At 52.4% G+C, this 17,702-nt stretch carries 16 protein-coding genes; 3 read left to right on the top strand and 13 right to left on the bottom strand.

The genetic code is table 11. From position 1 onward, the window contains the following. Positions 1 to 55: 55 nt before the first annotated feature. From NST69_RS11290 to NST69_RS11255, 8 genes are all read right to left on the bottom strand, one after another. Positions 56 to 1,384 carry an extracellular solute-binding protein gene (locus tag NST69_RS11290; RefSeq protein ID WP_342549335.1) on the bottom strand — a complete coding sequence of 443 codons (1,329 nt, stop codon included), beginning with the start codon at positions 1,382 to 1,384 and terminating at the stop codon, positions 56 to 58. A 194-nt stretch (positions 1,385 to 1,578) separates the two neighbouring features. Further along, the gene (locus tag NST69_RS11285) at positions 1,579 to 3,354 is read right to left on the bottom strand and encodes a sensor histidine kinase (protein WP_342549334.1); all 1,776 of its coding nucleotides are present in this window, start codon (positions 3,352 to 3,354) and stop codon (positions 1,579 to 1,581) included. A 5-nt stretch (positions 3,355 to 3,359) separates the two neighbouring features. Next, a complete protein-coding gene (locus tag NST69_RS11280) occupies positions 3,360 to 5,063 on the bottom strand; it encodes a response regulator transcription factor (protein ID WP_342549333.1) in 1,704 nt (567 codons plus the stop codon). Positions 5,064 to 5,469: 406 nt separating this feature from the next. Next, on the bottom strand, positions 5,470 to 5,913 hold the full coding sequence (locus NST69_RS11275) for a GNAT family N-acetyltransferase (RefSeq protein ID WP_342549332.1): 444 nt from the start codon (positions 5,911 to 5,913) through the stop codon (positions 5,470 to 5,472). A 14-nt stretch (positions 5,914 to 5,927) separates the two neighbouring features. Further along, positions 5,928 to 6,365 carry a hypothetical protein gene (locus NST69_RS11270; RefSeq protein WP_342549331.1) on the bottom strand — a complete coding sequence of 146 codons (438 nt, stop codon included), beginning with the start codon at positions 6,363 to 6,365 and terminating at the stop codon, positions 5,928 to 5,930. Positions 6,366 to 6,393: 28 nt separating this feature from the next. Next, a complete protein-coding gene (locus tag NST69_RS11265) occupies positions 6,394 to 6,933 on the bottom strand; it encodes an AAA family ATPase (protein ID WP_342549329.1) in 540 nt (179 codons plus the stop codon). 492 nt (positions 6,934 to 7,425) lie between these two features. Continuing rightward, positions 7,426 to 8,832, bottom strand: a complete 1,407-nt coding sequence (locus NST69_RS11260) for an NAD-dependent malic enzyme (protein ID WP_036729678.1) — start codon at positions 8,830 to 8,832, stop codon at positions 7,426 to 7,428. Positions 8,833 to 8,912: 80 nt separating this feature from the next. Continuing rightward, positions 8,913 to 9,404 (bottom strand): hypothetical protein, encoded by a 492-nt coding sequence (locus NST69_RS11255; protein ID WP_342549326.1) that lies wholly within the window; start codon positions 9,402 to 9,404, stop codon positions 8,913 to 8,915. A gap of 140 nt (positions 9,405 to 9,544) precedes the next feature. On the opposite strand from NST69_RS11255, the gene NST69_RS11250 reads away from it, so the two are divergent. From NST69_RS11250 to NST69_RS11240, 3 genes are all read left to right on the top strand, one after another. Further along, positions 9,545 to 10,537: an acryloyl-CoA reductase gene (locus NST69_RS11250; protein ID WP_342549325.1), complete on the top strand. Its 993-nt coding sequence runs from the start codon at positions 9,545 to 9,547 to the stop codon at positions 10,535 to 10,537. Between the two features lie 174 nt (positions 10,538 to 10,711). Beyond that, positions 10,712 to 12,166 (top strand): prolyl oligopeptidase family serine peptidase, encoded by a 1,455-nt coding sequence (locus tag NST69_RS11245; RefSeq protein WP_342549324.1) that lies wholly within the window; start codon positions 10,712 to 10,714, stop codon positions 12,164 to 12,166. Between the two features lie 37 nt (positions 12,167 to 12,203). Continuing rightward, the gene (locus NST69_RS11240) at positions 12,204 to 12,602 is read left to right on the top strand and encodes a MerR family transcriptional regulator (RefSeq protein WP_339255832.1); all 399 of its coding nucleotides are present in this window, start codon (positions 12,204 to 12,206) and stop codon (positions 12,600 to 12,602) included. Positions 12,603 to 12,710: 108 nt separating this feature from the next. On the opposite strand, the gene NST69_RS11235 is transcribed toward NST69_RS11240, so the two are convergent. From NST69_RS11235 to NST69_RS11215, 5 genes are all read right to left on the bottom strand, one after another. Beyond that, complete coding sequence (locus NST69_RS11235; protein WP_342550146.1) at positions 12,711 to 13,472, bottom strand: cupin domain-containing protein; 762 nt, start codon at positions 13,470 to 13,472, stop codon at positions 12,711 to 12,713. 527 nt (positions 13,473 to 13,999) lie between these two features. Then, positions 14,000 to 14,551, bottom strand: coding sequence for a YfiT family bacillithiol transferase (locus NST69_RS11230; protein ID WP_339313840.1), 552 nt, complete (start codon positions 14,549 to 14,551; stop codon positions 14,000 to 14,002). Between the two features lie 19 nt (positions 14,552 to 14,570). Next, entirely contained in the window at positions 14,571 to 15,278 is a 708-nt protein-coding gene (locus NST69_RS11225) for an HAD family hydrolase (protein WP_342549323.1), read from the bottom strand. 196 nt (positions 15,279 to 15,474) lie between these two features. Then, entirely contained in the window at positions 15,475 to 16,215 is a 741-nt protein-coding gene (locus NST69_RS11220) for a GTP pyrophosphokinase family protein (protein WP_036729701.1), read from the bottom strand. Between the two features lie 239 nt (positions 16,216 to 16,454). Next, positions 16,455 to 17,489, bottom strand: coding sequence for an HD domain-containing phosphohydrolase (locus NST69_RS11215; protein WP_342549321.1), 1,035 nt, complete (start codon positions 17,487 to 17,489; stop codon positions 16,455 to 16,457). Between the last annotated feature and the right edge of the window lie 213 nt (positions 17,490 to 17,702).

Raw genomic sequence — 17,702 nt, 5'->3', positions numbered from 1 at the left:
CTCCTGAACTCCCGGAAGCTGCAGGCCACGCCCAAGGTCACTGTATGTGAGCTAACTATTTAATCTGTGACTCGGCCTGGGCCTGGGCATCGCTCAGCACGCTGTCAATATCCTTGCCGTTCAGATAATTCTGCATCTCTACAATCAGGATGTCTTCAATCGCATACGTGTTGATTCCGTAATTGACGCTTGGGATCTGCTCCGTCCAGGCGGCGAAATCGGATACAATTTTCTGGCCGCTGAAGAATTCATTGGCCTGGCTGTAAGCCTCTCCGCCCGCAGCCGCTTTGAAGGTACCGATGACACCGATGTCCGTGAGCAGCTTCTGGTACATTTCCACATTCGAGCCGAAGGTCTTCGCCATGAAGTCTGCGGCCGTCTCCTTACCGTCCACATTCATGACATACCAGGAGCTTCCGCCCAGGTTCGAGGCATGAACGGATTTGTTCGCAGTCAGCATAGGAAGCGGTGCGATTCCCCACTTGCCGGATTGAGAAGCTTCAGCCGTAATCGAAGGGGTGATCCAGTTGCCTGTCGGCACGGAGGCTACATCGCCGCTGTTCAGGGCGGCTACGAACTGACTCCAGTCTGCATGTACCTTAGCTACGTTTGATTCAGTCAGCTCCTTATAGATTTCAAAAGCTTCCTTAAGCGGTGCATTCCCCGCCAGGTTCGGCGTTTTGCCGTCTTCCTTCAGATACCACTCGCCTGCGGATTGAATCATCACCCGGATCAGCCCGAGGTCGTTCGGGTCCAGCGTAATCAGCGCTTTGCCGGTTTTCTCTTTCACGGCTTTGCCGATTTCAATATATTGCTTCCAGTCGATATCCTGCAGATCGGCCAGCTTGTAGCCTGCCTGCTCCAGATAGTCCGTTCTGACATAGAGTCCGGTAACGCCGGAGTCAAAAGGAACCCCGTACTGCTTCCCGTCCAGGCTGGTCGGCCCGCTTTTGTAATCTGCGAAGTCAGCGCCCTTGATCGAGCTGCTCAGATCGTAGAAGGAATCCTTGTACGATTGCAGGAAGCTCTGGGAACGGTAATCCTCAATCAGCACGATGTTCGGCAGACCCTTGGTGGTTCCGGAATTCAGCCCCGTGTTCAGCTTCTGGATAATATCCGCCTGGGCGTATTCCACAATGTTAATTTTCACATCCGGGTTCGTCTTGGCATATTCTGCTTTGGCCACTTCCAGTGCGGCGATGTTGAATGCAGGGTCCCAAGCCCAAATGGTGATTTCCTTCGCCTGTGCAGGCTCTGTAGCTGCTGTATTCTCTGTCTTTCCCGTGTCCGCAGCGCTATTGCTGGTGTTCTTCGACCCGGAGTTCGAGCTGCAGGCCGTAAGCAGAAGCAGGCAAATCAGGACTAACGCAAAGCCTTTTTTCATTGGTAAGCCTCCCCTTTAATGCGCTTTACTGTCTCTTGCTTGAATGTAAGCGCTTATTTATTACATAAATAATCTTATCACCCGCCCTCGGGGAGCCGTTAGAACTTACTTTATGGGGATTGGTCATTTTATCGCCTGATTGTAAGCGTTACCTTGATTGCCGTTTGTTCTTTTTTTGGAAAATGGTAATAATCTCACTTCTTCATCAGCGGCAGGCGGATTCGGATCGCAGTCCCCTCCCCCGGCGCACTCTTAATGGTGACTCCATATTCTTCGCCGTACATCAGCACCAGCCGGTCATGCACATTGCGGATACCGATTCCGGTGAACAGCTGGCGCTTCCCCGCAAGACTCGACATAGGCAGATCAGCCGCTCCGGTATCCATTCCGTCCCCGTTATCCACCACCTCACAGAGCAGAGATCCGGCATCCTGGGAGATGAGGATATGGATATATCCCCCGCTTTTGCGCGTAAACGCATGGAAGAAGGCATTCTCAATGAACGGCTGAATAATCAGCTTCGGCAGATGACAGTCCATACAATCCGGGGAGACGAAGAAATTCACCCGGATCCGTTCGCCGTACCGCACATGGTTGATGAAGACATAGGATTTCAGATTCTCCAGTTCCTGTGTCACCGTGATGCTCTCACTGACATTGCTCAGCGCATTCTGCAGCATCGAGATCAGGGCATGAATCGTCTGCACCGCCTTCTCCTGACTGCCCTGCTGCACCAGGAAGTTGACCGAAGCCAGCGTATTGTACAGAAAATGCGGGTTAATCTGATGCTGCAAGGCCGCAAGCTCGGCATTCCGCTGCTCCTTCTGCGTCTCCACCAGCTTCTCGACATATTCATTCAGCTCGTCCAGCATATAGTTATAGGCATGACCCAGCTCCTGAAATTCAAAGCTTCCCGTAACCGTAATGTAATTGTGGAAGTTACGCTCGGTGATCTTGGACATCTGCCGGGTAAGCAGCGTGAGCGACCGGGTCAGCCTTCTGAAGATCAGGAACACCACGATCAGGGCCACGGCCACGATGGCTGAGCAGAAGAGCACGACCATTTTACCGTTGACCATCTGGCCGAGGGCCGTCTGCTTATCGATCAGGTTCACAATATAGAAATCATAAGACGGCAGGTAATCCGCAATCAGAATCGAATCAGTGCCCTGGAAATCGGTGTTCTGGTAAGCAAGCTGCTGCTCCTCAATCTCCCTCGCCACCTGCAATAGATCCTCTGCCCGCTGGCCCATCAGATCACTGCGGTTGCTGGACACTATCATCCCTTGCTTATTCAGGATCACCACATCGTTCCCGGTACTGACAAAGCTGCCATAGAAGGAGCGGAAATCCTTTTCATGAATGGTAAAATACAGCGTCCCGTAAATATCGCCCGTCGTCCGGTCCATCAGCGCTTTGCTGCCTACAATCACCGCTTCCTTCTGCGCCGAATCCGGCATCGTCTCTTCATAGAACTGATACATCAGCCGTTTCGGTTCAGCCAAAGTATTACGTGTCAGCTCATGCTGCTGCAGCTCCCGGTCACTCATCAGCAGATTGTTCGTGTTGGTGGAGTAGCTGCGGCCGTTTTTGCCCATGATTTTGATCCCGACCTGGTAGGCATCGAGCGTGGACTGAATCTTCTTCATCTGTGTGGTCATATTGTAATAGGTCCGCAGCATCCGCAGGGAGTCCGAGTCCTCCTCAGACAGGAAGGAACGGATCGTGCCACTCAGTTGGGTATTATTAGTAGCCGTAACGATTGAATAATGAAAAGCTTCAAAGCTCGCCTTAATCTGGCTGATCACCTTGGAATTCGTAATGCTGAAGGTATTCATGAACAGCTTCTCCGACATGCGGACGGTCGTCCAGGAGGAGGCGATGGCTACGGCGATGATGCTGAACAGCATAACGAGGAAGATTTTGATAAACAGGCTGTGAAATTTGAACCGCTCCCAGTATCTGCGCATACGCTCTACTCCTGCCCGTAATGCTGACGCCGGTAGCCGCTCGGGGACAAGCCGTAATATTTCTTGAACACTTTGCAAAAATAGCTGTGATCGCCATATCCGACCATGCTGCTAATCTCCGCTATGGGTGCCTCCCCGGCCCGTAGCAGCTCTGCCGCCCTGCCCGTGCGGACCGTGTTGAGATGCTCCTTGAAGCCCTCGTGATTGTAGGTCGTGAACAGGCTCGACAGATACGAAGGGTTGAAATGAAAATGACGGGCCAGCTCCGTAAGGGTCAGCGGCTCAGTATAATGCTCTTCTATGTACTGAAGCAGCTTCGTCATACTGGCATTGCCGCCCGGTGCCGGCGCTGCCGATGCAGTCAGCTCCATGATCCGACGCAGGTAATCATCCAGAATCTGCATGGCCTGCTCGGCCGTGCCCGCTTCATCGATGGCCCGGAACAGGCCGTATTTCCCCTCCTCCAGCTCCTGCAGATGACTGAACTGATTCGTAATATTAAAAATCATATTGCTCAGGAAGGACTTAAACTGATACACATCTCCATCATTCTGGCGGCTGAGCGCATCCACATGCTGATGCAGGTCACCGAATGCTTCCGCCAGCTGCTGACGCTTCAACTGCTCGGTGAATTGCGCCAGATTGAACTTCGGCAACGGAGTCTCCGGATCTGGACGTTTTTCCTGGATTAGCAGGGTCTGCTCCGGCCGGAAAAACCGGCACTGCTGTAGTCTCGCATTGCTCTCCTGCTGGACGGCTGCAAGCTCGCTGAGCGAACTGAATCTCCGGCTGAGCGTCAGACGCAGCTCCACTTCCTGCCCAGCCATCGTATCGGCCGACTGGTGTACAGCCTTTAGCAGCTGCGGCCAATGGGCTTCCTCCAGATTGATCAGCATGAATGTAGTGCCCGAAGGCTCTGCGACTGGAATAATACACTGCACCATTCCCGGTACACACTGGTTTAGTTCACGGGTAATAGTGGTAACCACGGTAGCGGATGCGGCCTCTTGTGCATTGGCTGCGCTGCTGGCAGTATTGATGGTGATACGGTTCATGGCATTGCTGCTGCTGACTGCGTTAATAGCGGTATGATTCATAGCGTTGTCGCTGCTGACCGCGTTTATGGCGGTATGGTTCATGGCTTCGCCGCCCGGTGCTTGCTGCACCGGTTCCCAGCCCAGCAGCGCGAAGGCGTGATGCGGAAGCTGCTGCTTCACATACGCTTCGCTCTCCGGCGGCAGCCGGTAACCGGCCAGCATCCGGCCGAGCAGGGTATCCAGCGGCTGCGCTGCTGCCTCCGTTTGTCCTCCGGCGGCACTCAGTTCCGGGATGCGGTCCCGGGTTTTTTTTAACACCTGCAATAAGGCCCCGGCTTCCAGCTTCGGCTTCAGAATATAGTCCGCCACCCCATGCTGGAACGTCGAGCGCACATAATGGAACTCGCTGAAGCTGCTTAGCACAATCACCTCGGTAGCCGGATAATCGCGCTTCACCAGCCGGGTTAACTCCTCGCCATCCATCACCGGCATGACAATATCCGTAATGATGATATGCGGCTGCAGGGTCTGCAGCGAATTCAGCGCTTCCCGCCCGTTGGCCGCTTCACCCACGATCTGAAATCCTTCCTGCTCCCAGTCCAGCACATATTTAATCCCTTGCCGGACCAGGATTTCATCGTCCACAATCAGCACCTTGCATATTGGATTCATGATTCTCCCCCGCTTTCTGTAGTCTTGACCTCTGGCCCTAGCCACTATGAACGGATTATAAAGCGCTATCATGGAGATGGTCAAACTTAAAATAAGAGCAGGGAGACATTCCCTGCTCTTGGTTGTGCAATTTTAGTAAAAGTATGTTGTCCAGTATATACGAAGGAGCATTCCACTCTCCGTCATTCTTAGATTTCCCGCCAGGTAATTGCATTATGTACAGTAGAATCGGAAAAAAAGCGCTCCAAAACGCATTCTAATGTATTTGCTGCAATAGAATTTCTTAAAAGGGTCCATTTCAGGCAAATATCCGAAAATCTAATGTATGAAGTACAATTGATGGCGAAAACCAGAATATGCCGGGGCAATTTTCAGTTTTCCCAAACTTTTATGTCCTCTATGCACCCTAATGCGAGCTGAGATGCTTGCGGTATCCCTCAACCTTCTCTTCCCTGTACCCCATCGCCTCATAGAAAATATGTGCTTCCTTCCGCTTCTCCCCCGACACGAAAATGATATAGTAACAGTCCCGTTCATGCGCAATCGCTTCGATCGCAGTCATCAGTTTCTTGCCAAGCCCCTGCCGCCGTGCGCGCGAAGACACGACCACGTTCTCAATCACCATGAACGGGCGGCAATCGCCCACCAGGTCCTGGCAGACGATCCCCATCAAGGAGCCCAGCAGTTCCCCGTCTACAAAAGCACCTAGCAGCACAACCCGCTCGTCCTCTCGGATCTTCCGATAAGCGGTTTCCAGCTTCACCGGGTCCGTCGGCGCGCCTATTAATTCATCGTAGAGTGTGTTCAGTGCTCCCAGTGATGCGAATTCAATTTGTTCTATCGTTACCATGGCAGGTTGCCTCCCTACTTCTCATTCTTGAGCTCAAACTCCTCACTCTTCCCGTCCCACTCGACAGTGACTTTAATGACGGAGTCCTCTTTCTCTATAGTGCCAGTTCCAGAACCGCCCATTTTTAGCATTCCTGCAAGAACTGGGGCCTCGATATTTTGGCTACCGCCGCTTCCTTTGCCTTTGTAAGTATATTTCATCTGTTTAATCTTTTCGAGATCAGACTGCTCACCCTTGTATTTCAAATCGAAGGTATATTGTTTGGAGCTTTCACTTGTCACTTTATCCTTCTTCGTAATCAGCTTCTGGCTGGCCTCCTGCTTATAGACGCCCGACCAGGTGTCCCCCTCGCCCTTGAAGGTATAGTTGAAATGGGTCGTTTCCGTATTGCATGACGTTAGCAGCAGTATCAGAATTGCCGGAAGCAGCAACGCACGCACTATCTTTTTCATGGTCAGCCTCCTTTTCCCATAGATTACATTAACGTGGACGGGATAGGTATTGCAGTACTGCCTCCACCCGTTCCTCCACCGTAAGGTCCCCTTCCAGCCGCAGCAGATCACCGCTTAGTCCGGCCATCCACTCCTCATGCAGCATCCGGCTGCGGATCTCCATTCCGCCCGTATCGTACTGCGCTGCCCAGTCAATGAAACTCTCAACATCCTCATACTTGTCTCCGCCCGGCAGACCCTCATCTCCGTAACGTTCATACTCCCGTGCCCGGAGCCGCTGCAGACGAATCTCCTCCGGAATCCACAGGAAAATCACCAGGTCAAAGGTGTCGCGCAGCGGATCACCCCATCCGCAGACCGCACCGGACAGAATCCACGGCTCATTCCTCGCCATATCTGCCTGCAATTTGTTCAGACGCTCTGCCACAACACTTTGCTTCGTATACTTCTGCTCCCAGAAATAATCGTCACTATCCAGATGTACATGCGGAAGCCTCGCCGCCAGCGCCTTGCCCAAGGTTGTCGTTCCCGCCCCGGAAGCTCCCATAATATGAATTCTGCGGTACATAAGCCCTCCTGAATGAAAGAATCATTGTATCCATTTGTATATTTTACCATGCTGCCCCTTATATATAAACAGCAAAGCCTGATTTTAAAGGATTCCAATCCTCCGGTAGGAAGCAAGTGGACAAACGTATCTTAATTTCTCGAATTTCGGGGATTTCCGGGAAACAAGTGGAAAAAGCACAACTGTTAACTCAACTTTTGAACGCTTTACTTGAATTACGATAATTAAGTGTTGTTAATCCAATTGTTGTCGCGCCATGCCCCAAACAGCCACCAGCAAGTGTACAAAATCCATCTAATTCCTGCCAGTCGTCCCCTCCCACCTCTCCCATAAGCACCGGCGTAAGCCGTAGTCCACAACCCATCGCTCCCAGGCCCCTGGCATCCCGGCTCCCACATTGGTCAACTATATACTCCTGCGCAAAAGCAGACGCAAACAAAGCCGCAGCCTAAGGCCACAGCTTGTTCACCTTCCTAATGCTCAGCCCACTCCTCAGCTCACATCCGGCGGGATGCGCCGGGCGATGCCGGTTGCGATAGCGGCCCGGATGACAGCCAGACGTACCTGCTCCACGACCTTTTCGTTGAAAATGCTCGGAATAATATATTGCTCATTCCGCTCATCCGGGTGCACCACTGCTGCAATGGCCTGCGCCGCTGCCAGCTTCATCTCCAGATTTACCGTCTTCGCCCGGCAATCCAGGGCCCCGCGGAAAATCCCCGGAAAACACAGCACGTTATTAATCTGGTTAGGGTAATCGCTTCTGCCGGTTGCCAGCACCCGGACGTAAGGCTCCGCCAGATCCGGTTCAATCTCCGGGGTCGGATTAGCCATAGCGAACACGATGCTGTCCTGGGCCATGCTCTGCAGATGGCTAACCTGCAAAATCCCTCCCCTGGATACGCCGATGAAGACATCCGCCCCACGCACCGCCTCATCCAGTCCTCCGCTCAGATTCTCGGGGTTCGTAGCTTCGGCCAGCCAGCTCCATTCAGGATTGGTGTAGGCTTCGCTGCGGTTCAGAATCCCTTCCTTGTCTACTGCGTAGAGCTGCTTCGCGCCAGCCGCCAGCAGCAGACGGCAGATCGACACACCTGCCGCACCGATGCCGACGACTACAATTCTGGAGTCTGCAATCGACTTCTCCACGACCTGGAGCGCGTTCAGCAATCCGGCCAGAGCAACTACTGCCGTTCCGTGCTGGTCATCGTGGAAGACCGGAATATCCAGCTCTGCGGACAGCCGCCGTTCAATCTCGAAGCAGCGCGGAGAGCTGATGTCCTCCAGATTAATCCCTCCGAAGCCGGGAGCAACCGCTTTCACAATCTGAATGATTTCTTCCGGGTCCTTGGTATCCAGACACAGCGGGAACCCGTCAATATCCGCCAGCTGCTTGAACAGCATGGCCTTGCCCTCCATCACCGGCATCGCCGCCTCCGGTCCGATATCGCCAAGCCCCAGTACTGCGGTGCCGTCGGTGACGACCGCTACCGTATTTCTTTTCATCGTCAGGGAATACGCCTTGGACGGATCTTCGGCAATCGCCGTACAGACACGCGCCACACCAGGGGTATACACCAGCGACAGATCCTCCCGGTTCTTGATCGGCATCTTCGGGGTAACCTCGATTTTGCCGCCGAGATGGGCCAGGAAGGTTCGGTCGGAGACATTGATGACTTTGATTCCAGGCATATTCTTCAGCACACTTATAATCTCTTCATTCGCCGCATCCTGCACATTCACAGTCAGGTCACGGGTCGTCACATCCTTGCCGCCACGGATTACGTCAATCGCTACAATATCGCCGCCGGCTGCTGCCAGCCTGGACGCCACATCACCAAAAGAAGCTTCGGCCTTGCGGATTTCAAGCCGGATAATCATCGTTGTTGCAATGGACATAGAGTATGCCTCCTCATCAGACGGATGAATTCTATCCTCAATATACTACAGTTCACATGTTGTTCACAATTAAATCCGGGTTAACCGGGAATTCCCCAGTTTTCAGCCAGCTTTAGCAGCTCTGCTTCCGCAGCCTCTTCATCTTGCCCCAATACTTTTGCTTCTATATAGTAGGTGACCGTATCATCGCTGTCACTCTTGCCGGGACGTTGATAACACAGCCAATAATAAGTAACTTCAGGAGCAGGATAGACCGCGCTTCCCCCCTGTACGAACTTGATCAGCTCCCCTTCACCTTCCGGAGTCGGCACCGGCTTCCTCCATAGCAATTCTGTATGATTAGGGATGCTGATATAATTACCCGGACGGATCTGATCGCCAAGGGACAGCTCCAGCTGATCTTGAGTCACAGACTCCAACCCTTGCAAATACCGCGCAGGCTCGTCCTCACTTAGACGCAGCCGGTGTACCGCCGGGGCAGAATCAGATGCTGCGAACCCGTATAGCGCTCCCCCGCCCAGAACGAGGCAGATTGCTGTGGTAAGCACGGTTTTACGTATTTTCACTCTCATATAAACGCTCCTTTGTAAGCATTTAGTGTAGGATATCATTGTGTTTCCTTAATTGAGAGGGCACAATAGTAATGGCGCGAAGCCTATGAATTCTTATCTTTGAACCAAACAAATATAACACGGATTAGGAGAGAGAAGATATGATGAACCCTTTTCAAGCATTGGTAGTGGACAAGACAGAACCATTCTCCGTAGAGGTCAGACCGGTAACGCTGGAGGAACTGCCCGCCGGTGAAGTGTTAATTAAGGTAGCTTATTCCAGTGTAAACTATAAAGACGGGCTGGCAAGCATCCCGAATGGGAATATTGTGCGAAATTATCCGTTCATTCCGGGGATTGACCTGTCAGGGACGGTAGTTTCTTCTACTGACAGCCGCTTCCGCGAAGGCCAGTCTGTCATTGCCACCAGCTATGGGATCGGTGTCTCCCACTTCGGCGGCTTCAGCGAATACGCCCGCATCCCTGCGGACTGGGTTATTGAACTGCCAGAAGGCTTGACGCTGCGGGAAGCGATGATCTACGGCACGGCCGGATTCACGGCGGCACTGTCTGTGCAGGCACTGGAAGCTCAAGGAATGACCCCTGACCAGGGAAAAGTGCTCGTCACCGGTGCCACCGGCGGTGTCGGAGGTGCGGCAACCGCCATTCTGGCGAAGCTGGGCTACCAGGTCACTGCCAGTACCGGCAGAACGGATGAAGCCGGATATTTGCAAGCGCTGGGTGCTGCTGAGGTGATCTCCCGCGAAGAGGTCGCAGGCACTGCGGTGAAGCCGCTGGACAAGCAGCTCTGGCAGGCAGCTGTAGATTCAGTCGGAGGCGCCCCGCTTGCTGCGGTCCTGAGCAAAATCGCCTACGGCGGCGCAGTTGCCGCAAGCGGCTTAACCGCGGGCACGGCTGTCCCGACCACCGTCCTGCCGTTTATCCTGCGCGGAGTCAGTCTGCTCGGCATCGATTCCGTAGCTTGTCCTATGGAGAAACGGGCCAAGCTCTGGCAGCGCATGGCAGGTGACATGAAGCCGGAGGTGCTGGATACGCTGGTGGACCGTGAGATTTCCCTGACTGAGCTGCCTGCGGCGCTTCAGGATATTCTACAGTCGGGCACCCGGGGCCGGGTGCTTGTCCGCTTATCTTAGTCACACTTGATGAGGGTATAGCAGTATCGATGGCAGCTCGCTTCCGAATCTGGAACGGGCTGCCGTCTTTTTTTGCAACTATGCCCGGCATCTTAAATTTAGCCTTGACCCTGAAGTATACTTCAACCTTTATACTCTAGTTATTCCAGATGAACAGAGTTGGAGGGAGTACAAATGAGAATATTTGAGATTATAGTCATTGTGGTAATTCTGGCTATTACAGCAGGAATGATAGGGACCAAGAACAACCGGAGGCTGGATACCCTTATGCTGCTGGCTGTCGTTATGGCTGTGGTGCTGCATGGGTTGCTGGAGAATTACCGTATCCAGATGGTTCCGGCCTACGCCGCAGTGCTCGGGCTGGTGAGCATACTCGGATTCAGACTTGTGAGGCGTCCCCGAACGGGCCAGCCTAAGCGGTATGCGAAGTTATGGAAAAGTCTGCTGCTGATATGCATCCTCCTTCTTTCAGGAGTATCCGTCTATGCGTCCAGGCTGCTGCCGATGTTCACGCAACCTGAGCCAACAGGGCAATATGCCATCGGGACGATCGCACGCGAGCTTACCGATGAGCAGCGTGACGAGACGCTGAGCGCTGAGGAAGGCGGCAAACGTAAGCTGATGGTTAATGTATGGTATCCGGCCGATCCTGACCAGACTGAGGGTAAGCCTAAGGAGCATTACCCTTCCGCACTAGGCGAAGCCATTAGCCTTGTATTCGGATTGCCGAAGCAGCTATTCAGCCATGTGACCGATATTCCTACTCATGTTACAGACGGAGTGAAGCTATCGGCACAAGAACCCAGCTATCCGGTCCTGCTGTTCTCGCCGGGAATCCGCTCTACCCGATTCCAGAGTATGTCGATTATCGAAGAATTGGTCAGCCACGGCTATATTGTCGTAGGGATCGATCATCCTTACACCTCAGCCAAGGTCACTTACCCGGACGGCGCTTCGGTCTATTACGTACCTGATCCCGAATTCGATACTTCTGCAGAGCTCTACAATCACAATGTGAACGGAATCGCAATCCGTACAGCAGATGCCAGCTTTGTGCTGGATACATTGACGGAATGGAATACACAGGACCCGAATGGCTTGTTCCAGGGCAAGCTGGATCTCACCCGGGCAGGGATCTTCGGCCATTCCTATGGCGGGGCGACAACCGCCGAAGCTTTAGCCCAAGACAAGCGGTTTAAGGCCGGTGTCAGTCTGGAAGGCGGGTTCTGGGGCAAGGTTGCCCGTGAAGGGCTGACGCAGCCTTTTATGTATGTGATGTCCGGAACGAGTGCGCAGAATCTTGCACATCCCGAAGCGAACACAGATCCCCTGATCTATGAAGAATTCACGCCGGATCTGAAGTCAGTTATGAGCCGCAGCACCCGGGATACCTATTATCTGACAGTGGATCATTTCATTCACCAAAGTTTTACGGATATAGCCCTGCTGTCGCCCTCCTTATTCGCCAATGGCCTTGATCCGGTGCATACTGTAGATATAAGCAGAACCTATGTCCGGTCATTTTTCGATCAGTATCTGCTAGATGAGCCGCAGGCGCTGCTGAACGGTCCATCGGCCGAATACCCGGAAGTGAGCTTTGACCCGGCCTACACGCACAAGAGACCATAGGAGTAGATAGATATCACAATACAGGAGGTAATGCCAGATGAAGGGAATGACCCGTGGTGAGCTCGCGCGGCAGGCGGGGCTGAGTGCGGCAACCATCCGTTACTATGAGGACAGCGGCATCCTGCCAGCCCCGGAACGGACCGCTAAGGGATACCGGATCTACTCTGCAGATATTCTGGTCAAGCTGAAGTTCATCAAGGATGCCCAGTCCTTGGGCTATTCACTGAAAGAAATCCAGGCGGCGCTTGCCCTGCTCGGCTCGAAGATGGATGAAGATACCTTAAAGGAACTCGTCCGCGACAAAATCACCGAAATCGACGAAAAGGTTGCTGCCCTGTACGCTATTCAAAGCATGCTGGCCGGTCTGCTTGAGACCCCGCAGGAGGATATTCAGAATTATCTGCGTTCCTTCAAGGTTCCAGATCAGCATCATTGAAGACAAGCTATCGTGTGAAACATATAATTTCTTATATTTGCAAAAAAAATCGGCAGCGTCATTCTGCATTCACAGAATACGCTGCCGTTTGTGCCCTCTGGATTTCTGTTATTCGGCTCCCGCCTCATGCACTGCTTGCGGAGGAGCCTGGACGTATTGCTGCTGGCGGTAGGACTGGGCATACGGCTGAGCATAATAACCGTGTACTGCCATCGGCTGGTATCCGAAGGATTGCGGAGCCTGCTGCGGGTGCATGTAAGGCGGCATGTTCGCATTAGCCATCATCGGCGTCATATTGGCAGGAGCGATGTGGGTTCCCTTCATATTCTCGGCTGCCGCCTTCACAGGAGAACAGCAATCCGCAGGCGGACCAATGAAGGTCTGTGGCTTCACCGGAGCGAGTGCTTCCTTAACCAGCGCTTCATTAAGGCAGTAGGTATGTGCCAGCACATTAGCCGGGGTTAAGCTCAGAAGATCCGAGCCGAGGATGACCTCCGGTGTTGGAGCATCGAAGATCGCCAGCAGATGGGTGCAATCCATCGTGGCCACTTCATAATGCCACCAGCCCTGCGGCACATTGGCAACCTGGCCCGGGGTGATCGGAAAATGCAGCAGCTCGTTCGTAAACGGGTTGATCAGCGACACCACAGCCGCGCCCGAGATACAATACACCAGCTCAGCGGCATTTTGATGATAATGCGGCTCGACCACATTGGATCTGCTGAGATAGATATCGAGCAGCGAGGTATTCTCCAGGGTGTTCAGATTTTTGATGCCCAGTACGTTGATATAATTGCAGTCATCCTTCTTGAATAAGGTGTTGCCGTTCATATCAAACGTAAACTGTGTATTGGGCGACGTATAGTCCATATAAGAGGTCACACAAATCCGTCCTTTCCTCGGGGCCGTTTTTTATCGTTCTGGTTATAGGATATGTATCCGCCCATGCCCAGGTGACGATGAATAGCTCCGCCGCACAGTAAATTTGCCCCTTAAGCCGAATAATTAGCTGGACAGGTCAATTCGACAATGGATTGGACGGACGGGCTGGGCTGGATGGGGCTGCAACCATAAAAGGAGCAATGTCTCAGAGACCCCGTATCCGCCACATGCTATTGTATGCTGTTTTCCGCATACATTTTGCCCGGAGGCCCACTTCCGCCCGAATGTATGCTGTTTTCCGCATACATTTTGACCGGAGGCCCCGTATCTGCCCCAATGTATGCTGTTTTCCACATACATTCGGGACACCATGCCCATTGTATTCGGTTTTTTGTATACATTCCAGACTCCCCGTTTACTCGTCGGGCCTCCACACCCTTTTCAGGTCCCGGACAAAATAAAAAGACGGAGGGTACACACCCTCTCCGTCTGTTCATGGTACAACAAAGTTATCGTTACCAGCCGCTTCGCTGGATCAAAGCTGTAATCTGCGCGATATGATGGCGGCTGTGCCAGATGTACCTCTCCACTGCGGTATCCAGTGTCATCTCACCAAGACCACCGCTTACAAAGGTCCGGCTATAGTCCTCAGGCTGCAAGGATTCCAGTAAGTTCGCGAATCTGCGGTTAAGCAGTCCGATGAGCTGGAGTGAGGATTCCACCGGTTCGTTGGAAGAATCGCTCAGCTCCGCCCACAAATCCTGTCTATAGCTTGGAACCTGCGGTGCTTCCTCCGTCAGACCCCGCTTGAAGCGGAGGTATGCATACATGCCCGTATCGGCGAGATGATGCACGACCTGAACCACAGTCCAGCCGCCCGGCCGGTAAGGGGTATGCTGCTGTTCCGCCGTTAGCGGTTCTACTGCTGCCCGTAGCTCTTCTGCCAACTGCCTAAAGACCGCAACCGATGCTGCCCGCACTTCTGCTGTCCGGTTCCCCTTAGCGGCGAATCTTCCAAGCGGGTATTTTAACAACTCCAGCTCCTGCTCTTCCACATTGTCGTTCATTTCGCTCACAGCTCCTTTGTTATTGTTGTTTGGATATCATACCATTTTCGGGTGACAACAGCGCATAGGCCTCTTCCAGTGTTCCCGCCGTAACATCCGGCTTCACTTCCAGCTCCCAGGGCTGTCCGTTCCGGTTGAGCCAGCAGGACTTGATTCCGGCTCTGGCTGCTCCAAGAATATCTGACGCAGAATCTCCAATATGGATAATTTGCTCCGGCTCCACCCCATAATGGGCTATCACCTCAGTGAACATACGGTTATGCGTGTCATTTTTATATGACTGATACGTCTCCGAAGTGAACAGCAAGATGGGATAATTGCGGTAGAACTCAGGAAGCATAAGATCATCTGTATCACTTACAATACATACCTGATAATCCCGGCATATGCGCTGTAAGAAAGTCTCGGTGTCAGCGTACATTTCAGACAGCCGATGCTGGGCAAAGAGGTTATCCACTGCCTGCTCACAATCGTAATCCAAGCCGGACTCCTGAAATACGCTCTGAAACCCTCTGTAATAAATCTCTCTGCTGCTGATAAAAGTACCCGCCTCCCGGGCTTCGCAGGCTGCTGCATAATAACGGCTCAGCAATTGCTTACCGAGCTGGAGTGCCCTTGCTTCACTGAACTTCTGCTGGAGAATTGGCCTCCAGACCTCTGCCCGCCTGCTCTCAATATTCACCAAGGTCTGGAACATATCCAGACTAATCACTTTGAATGACTGCATGGGCCCGTCTCCTTATCTAATCAGCAATTGAATCTTGCCGTCACGAACAATGCCGGTGAATTCCAGTAGACTGTCACTCGCCATAGCAGCCCTTCCCCCCAGCCGAAGCTGTATTTGGGAAAGGCCACTTGGCCAGCTCAAGGACCGTTCCCTTCTTGACTCCTGTATGTACATGTCTTTCTTGTGAAACCATCATCTATTCCTTCAACAGCTTAACAAAGTTATCCGGCAGACTGAACTGTTGATTGTTAAGAATCATATCCCGCAACTCGGAGAATGGATCTTCGTCCTCCTGCGAATCCTTGATTTCCTTAATTTCACGGTGCAGCCGCTCCATCTGCAGATCGAGCTCGTACGCCTTGTCAGCCGCATTCTTAAGTTCACGGGTCAGATGCTCGGGAACCGCCTGGCTGTATTTATAGAAGATTTTATGCTCCAGACTGGCCCAGAAATCCATAGCAATCGTGCGGATCTGTACCTCAACACAGACATGCTCCTGACAGTCCGACATGAATACGGGAACCTCGATAAGCAGATGCAGACTCTGATAACCGTTGGGCTTCGGGTTTTTAATGTAATCCTTTACCTCAAGCACCTTGAGATCGTCCTGCTTCTGCAGCATAGCGCTAACCTGATAAATATCCGAAATGAATGAACAGGTGATCCGCAGTCCGGCGATATCCTTGATACTGGATCTGATCTGAGGGAGGGACAGTTCACTGTTCTTGCGCAGCATTTTCTTCATAATGCTCTCCGGGGATTTGATCCGGGACTTGGTATGCTCAATCGGGCTATAGTCGTGAAGCAGCTGGAATTCCTCTTTGAGGATATCAATCTTGGTCTCCATCTCGGCAAGTGCGAACTTGTAAATCATCATAAAGCGGGTAAGCTCATATTTGAGCTGCTTGAATTTCTCTAACTGGTTGTCGGTATGCATCTTCATTTCTCCTTTATGCTGCTGTACAGAATGACTATAATCTCCATACAACTCTTCCATCTCTCATTAATCATAGCCAATCTATGACGTGAACACAAACCTTCCTCCGGTCACCGGGACCTTCAGTTCTGTCCTCCTTTCTTCTCTCTGCCTACGAAAAAAAGCCAAACCGTCCAAAAGGACAGTCTGGCCGTTCTTTAGAAGCGGACGCTGTTAACAGCGTCTCTTCATCTGGTTATTCAGTTCACCACTTCATCGATGGATAGGCTGCGTTCACGCGACAAATCCCGGAAGCCCTCGCCTACTTTTACCAGCGGCTTAAAGAGGTCCAGCGGGTTGTTCATGACGATCATACCCACTTCTCCGTTGCTGAGCTGCACATTCTTGCCCACAAAGCTCGGCAGTAAATGCCCGGTCAATGCCTGCACCACCGTCTCATTCAGCTTGCCGAAGCCCATCTCATGCACCTTGCGCAGCACGGTAACCAGCCCCTGCTTGGGACGGTTTGCAGTAGAAGTGGTGAGCGACATATAGATGTTGGCTACCGAAACAATCTGGGCGTACGGATGAATCTCTTTTTTGAGCAGCTGATTCGGATAGCCTGAGCCATCCTCGTACTCATGATGCTGTAGAGCTACCAGCGCGGTAACCTCGTCCATCTGGGAGCCGCGGATCAGATCATAGCCATAGAAGGTGTGGCGCGCCAGCTCATCCTTCTCGGAATCCGTCAGCAGACCCTGCTTGTTCAGGATCGACAGGGGCACTTGGCTTTTGCCGATATCATGCAGATAGCCCGCACGGCTGATCTGGTAACGCTCCTCCTTGGAGTAACCCATCCACGCTGCAATGTAATAGGATAATAAGCCCACCTGTAATGAGTGGTGATATGTATCGATGTCATCCCGGTCCAGCAGGAGCAGCAGGGAGACAACATCCTTTTGCCCCTCCAAGGTCTCCAGAAGCGGCTTCAACGTATCATCGACTGCAGACTGCGAGAAGCTGCCCTTCGTCAAGGCTTCCAGAAAAATCGCTTCATAATTCAAAATAGCGAGATCAAAATCATCGTGCAGCCCGTGGCTGGGCTCAGGTTCAGCGTCCGCATACAGCCCGCTGCGCGGCTCGATATCGACATAATCAATTTTGTGCCGGATCAGGATACTAATCTCTTCCCGCTCCACACGCGTCCCCTTGGGGAGAACGTGCAGCCCTACACCATTGAAAGTGTCTGCCATGAGACAATCACCGTGCTTCAGATCCGTGACATGTACTTTCAAGTACCAGCACCCCTTTTGTATTAAATATAAGAACTTACAGGTTTCACACGGTAACTTATCCTTCTATTTCTCGCTGAAACGTGCCGTCCTTGAAAGGACGGCCAAGCTGTTTCCGCTTGATAGGAATATTCCGTTATGCTCCACTTGATCATAGTCAACAGACGGTAAAGTAACAATCCGGTCAAAGTCACAAACTCCCCGTAATCTAGTGCT

Source organism: Paenibacillus sp. FSL P2-0089, assembly GCF_038595095.1.
GTDB lineage: Bacteria > Bacillota > Bacilli > Paenibacillales > Paenibacillaceae > Paenibacillus_AQ > Paenibacillus_AQ silagei.
The sequence above is the reverse complement of the archived record's forward strand: the minus strand, read 5'-3'. Positions and strand labels throughout refer to the sequence as shown.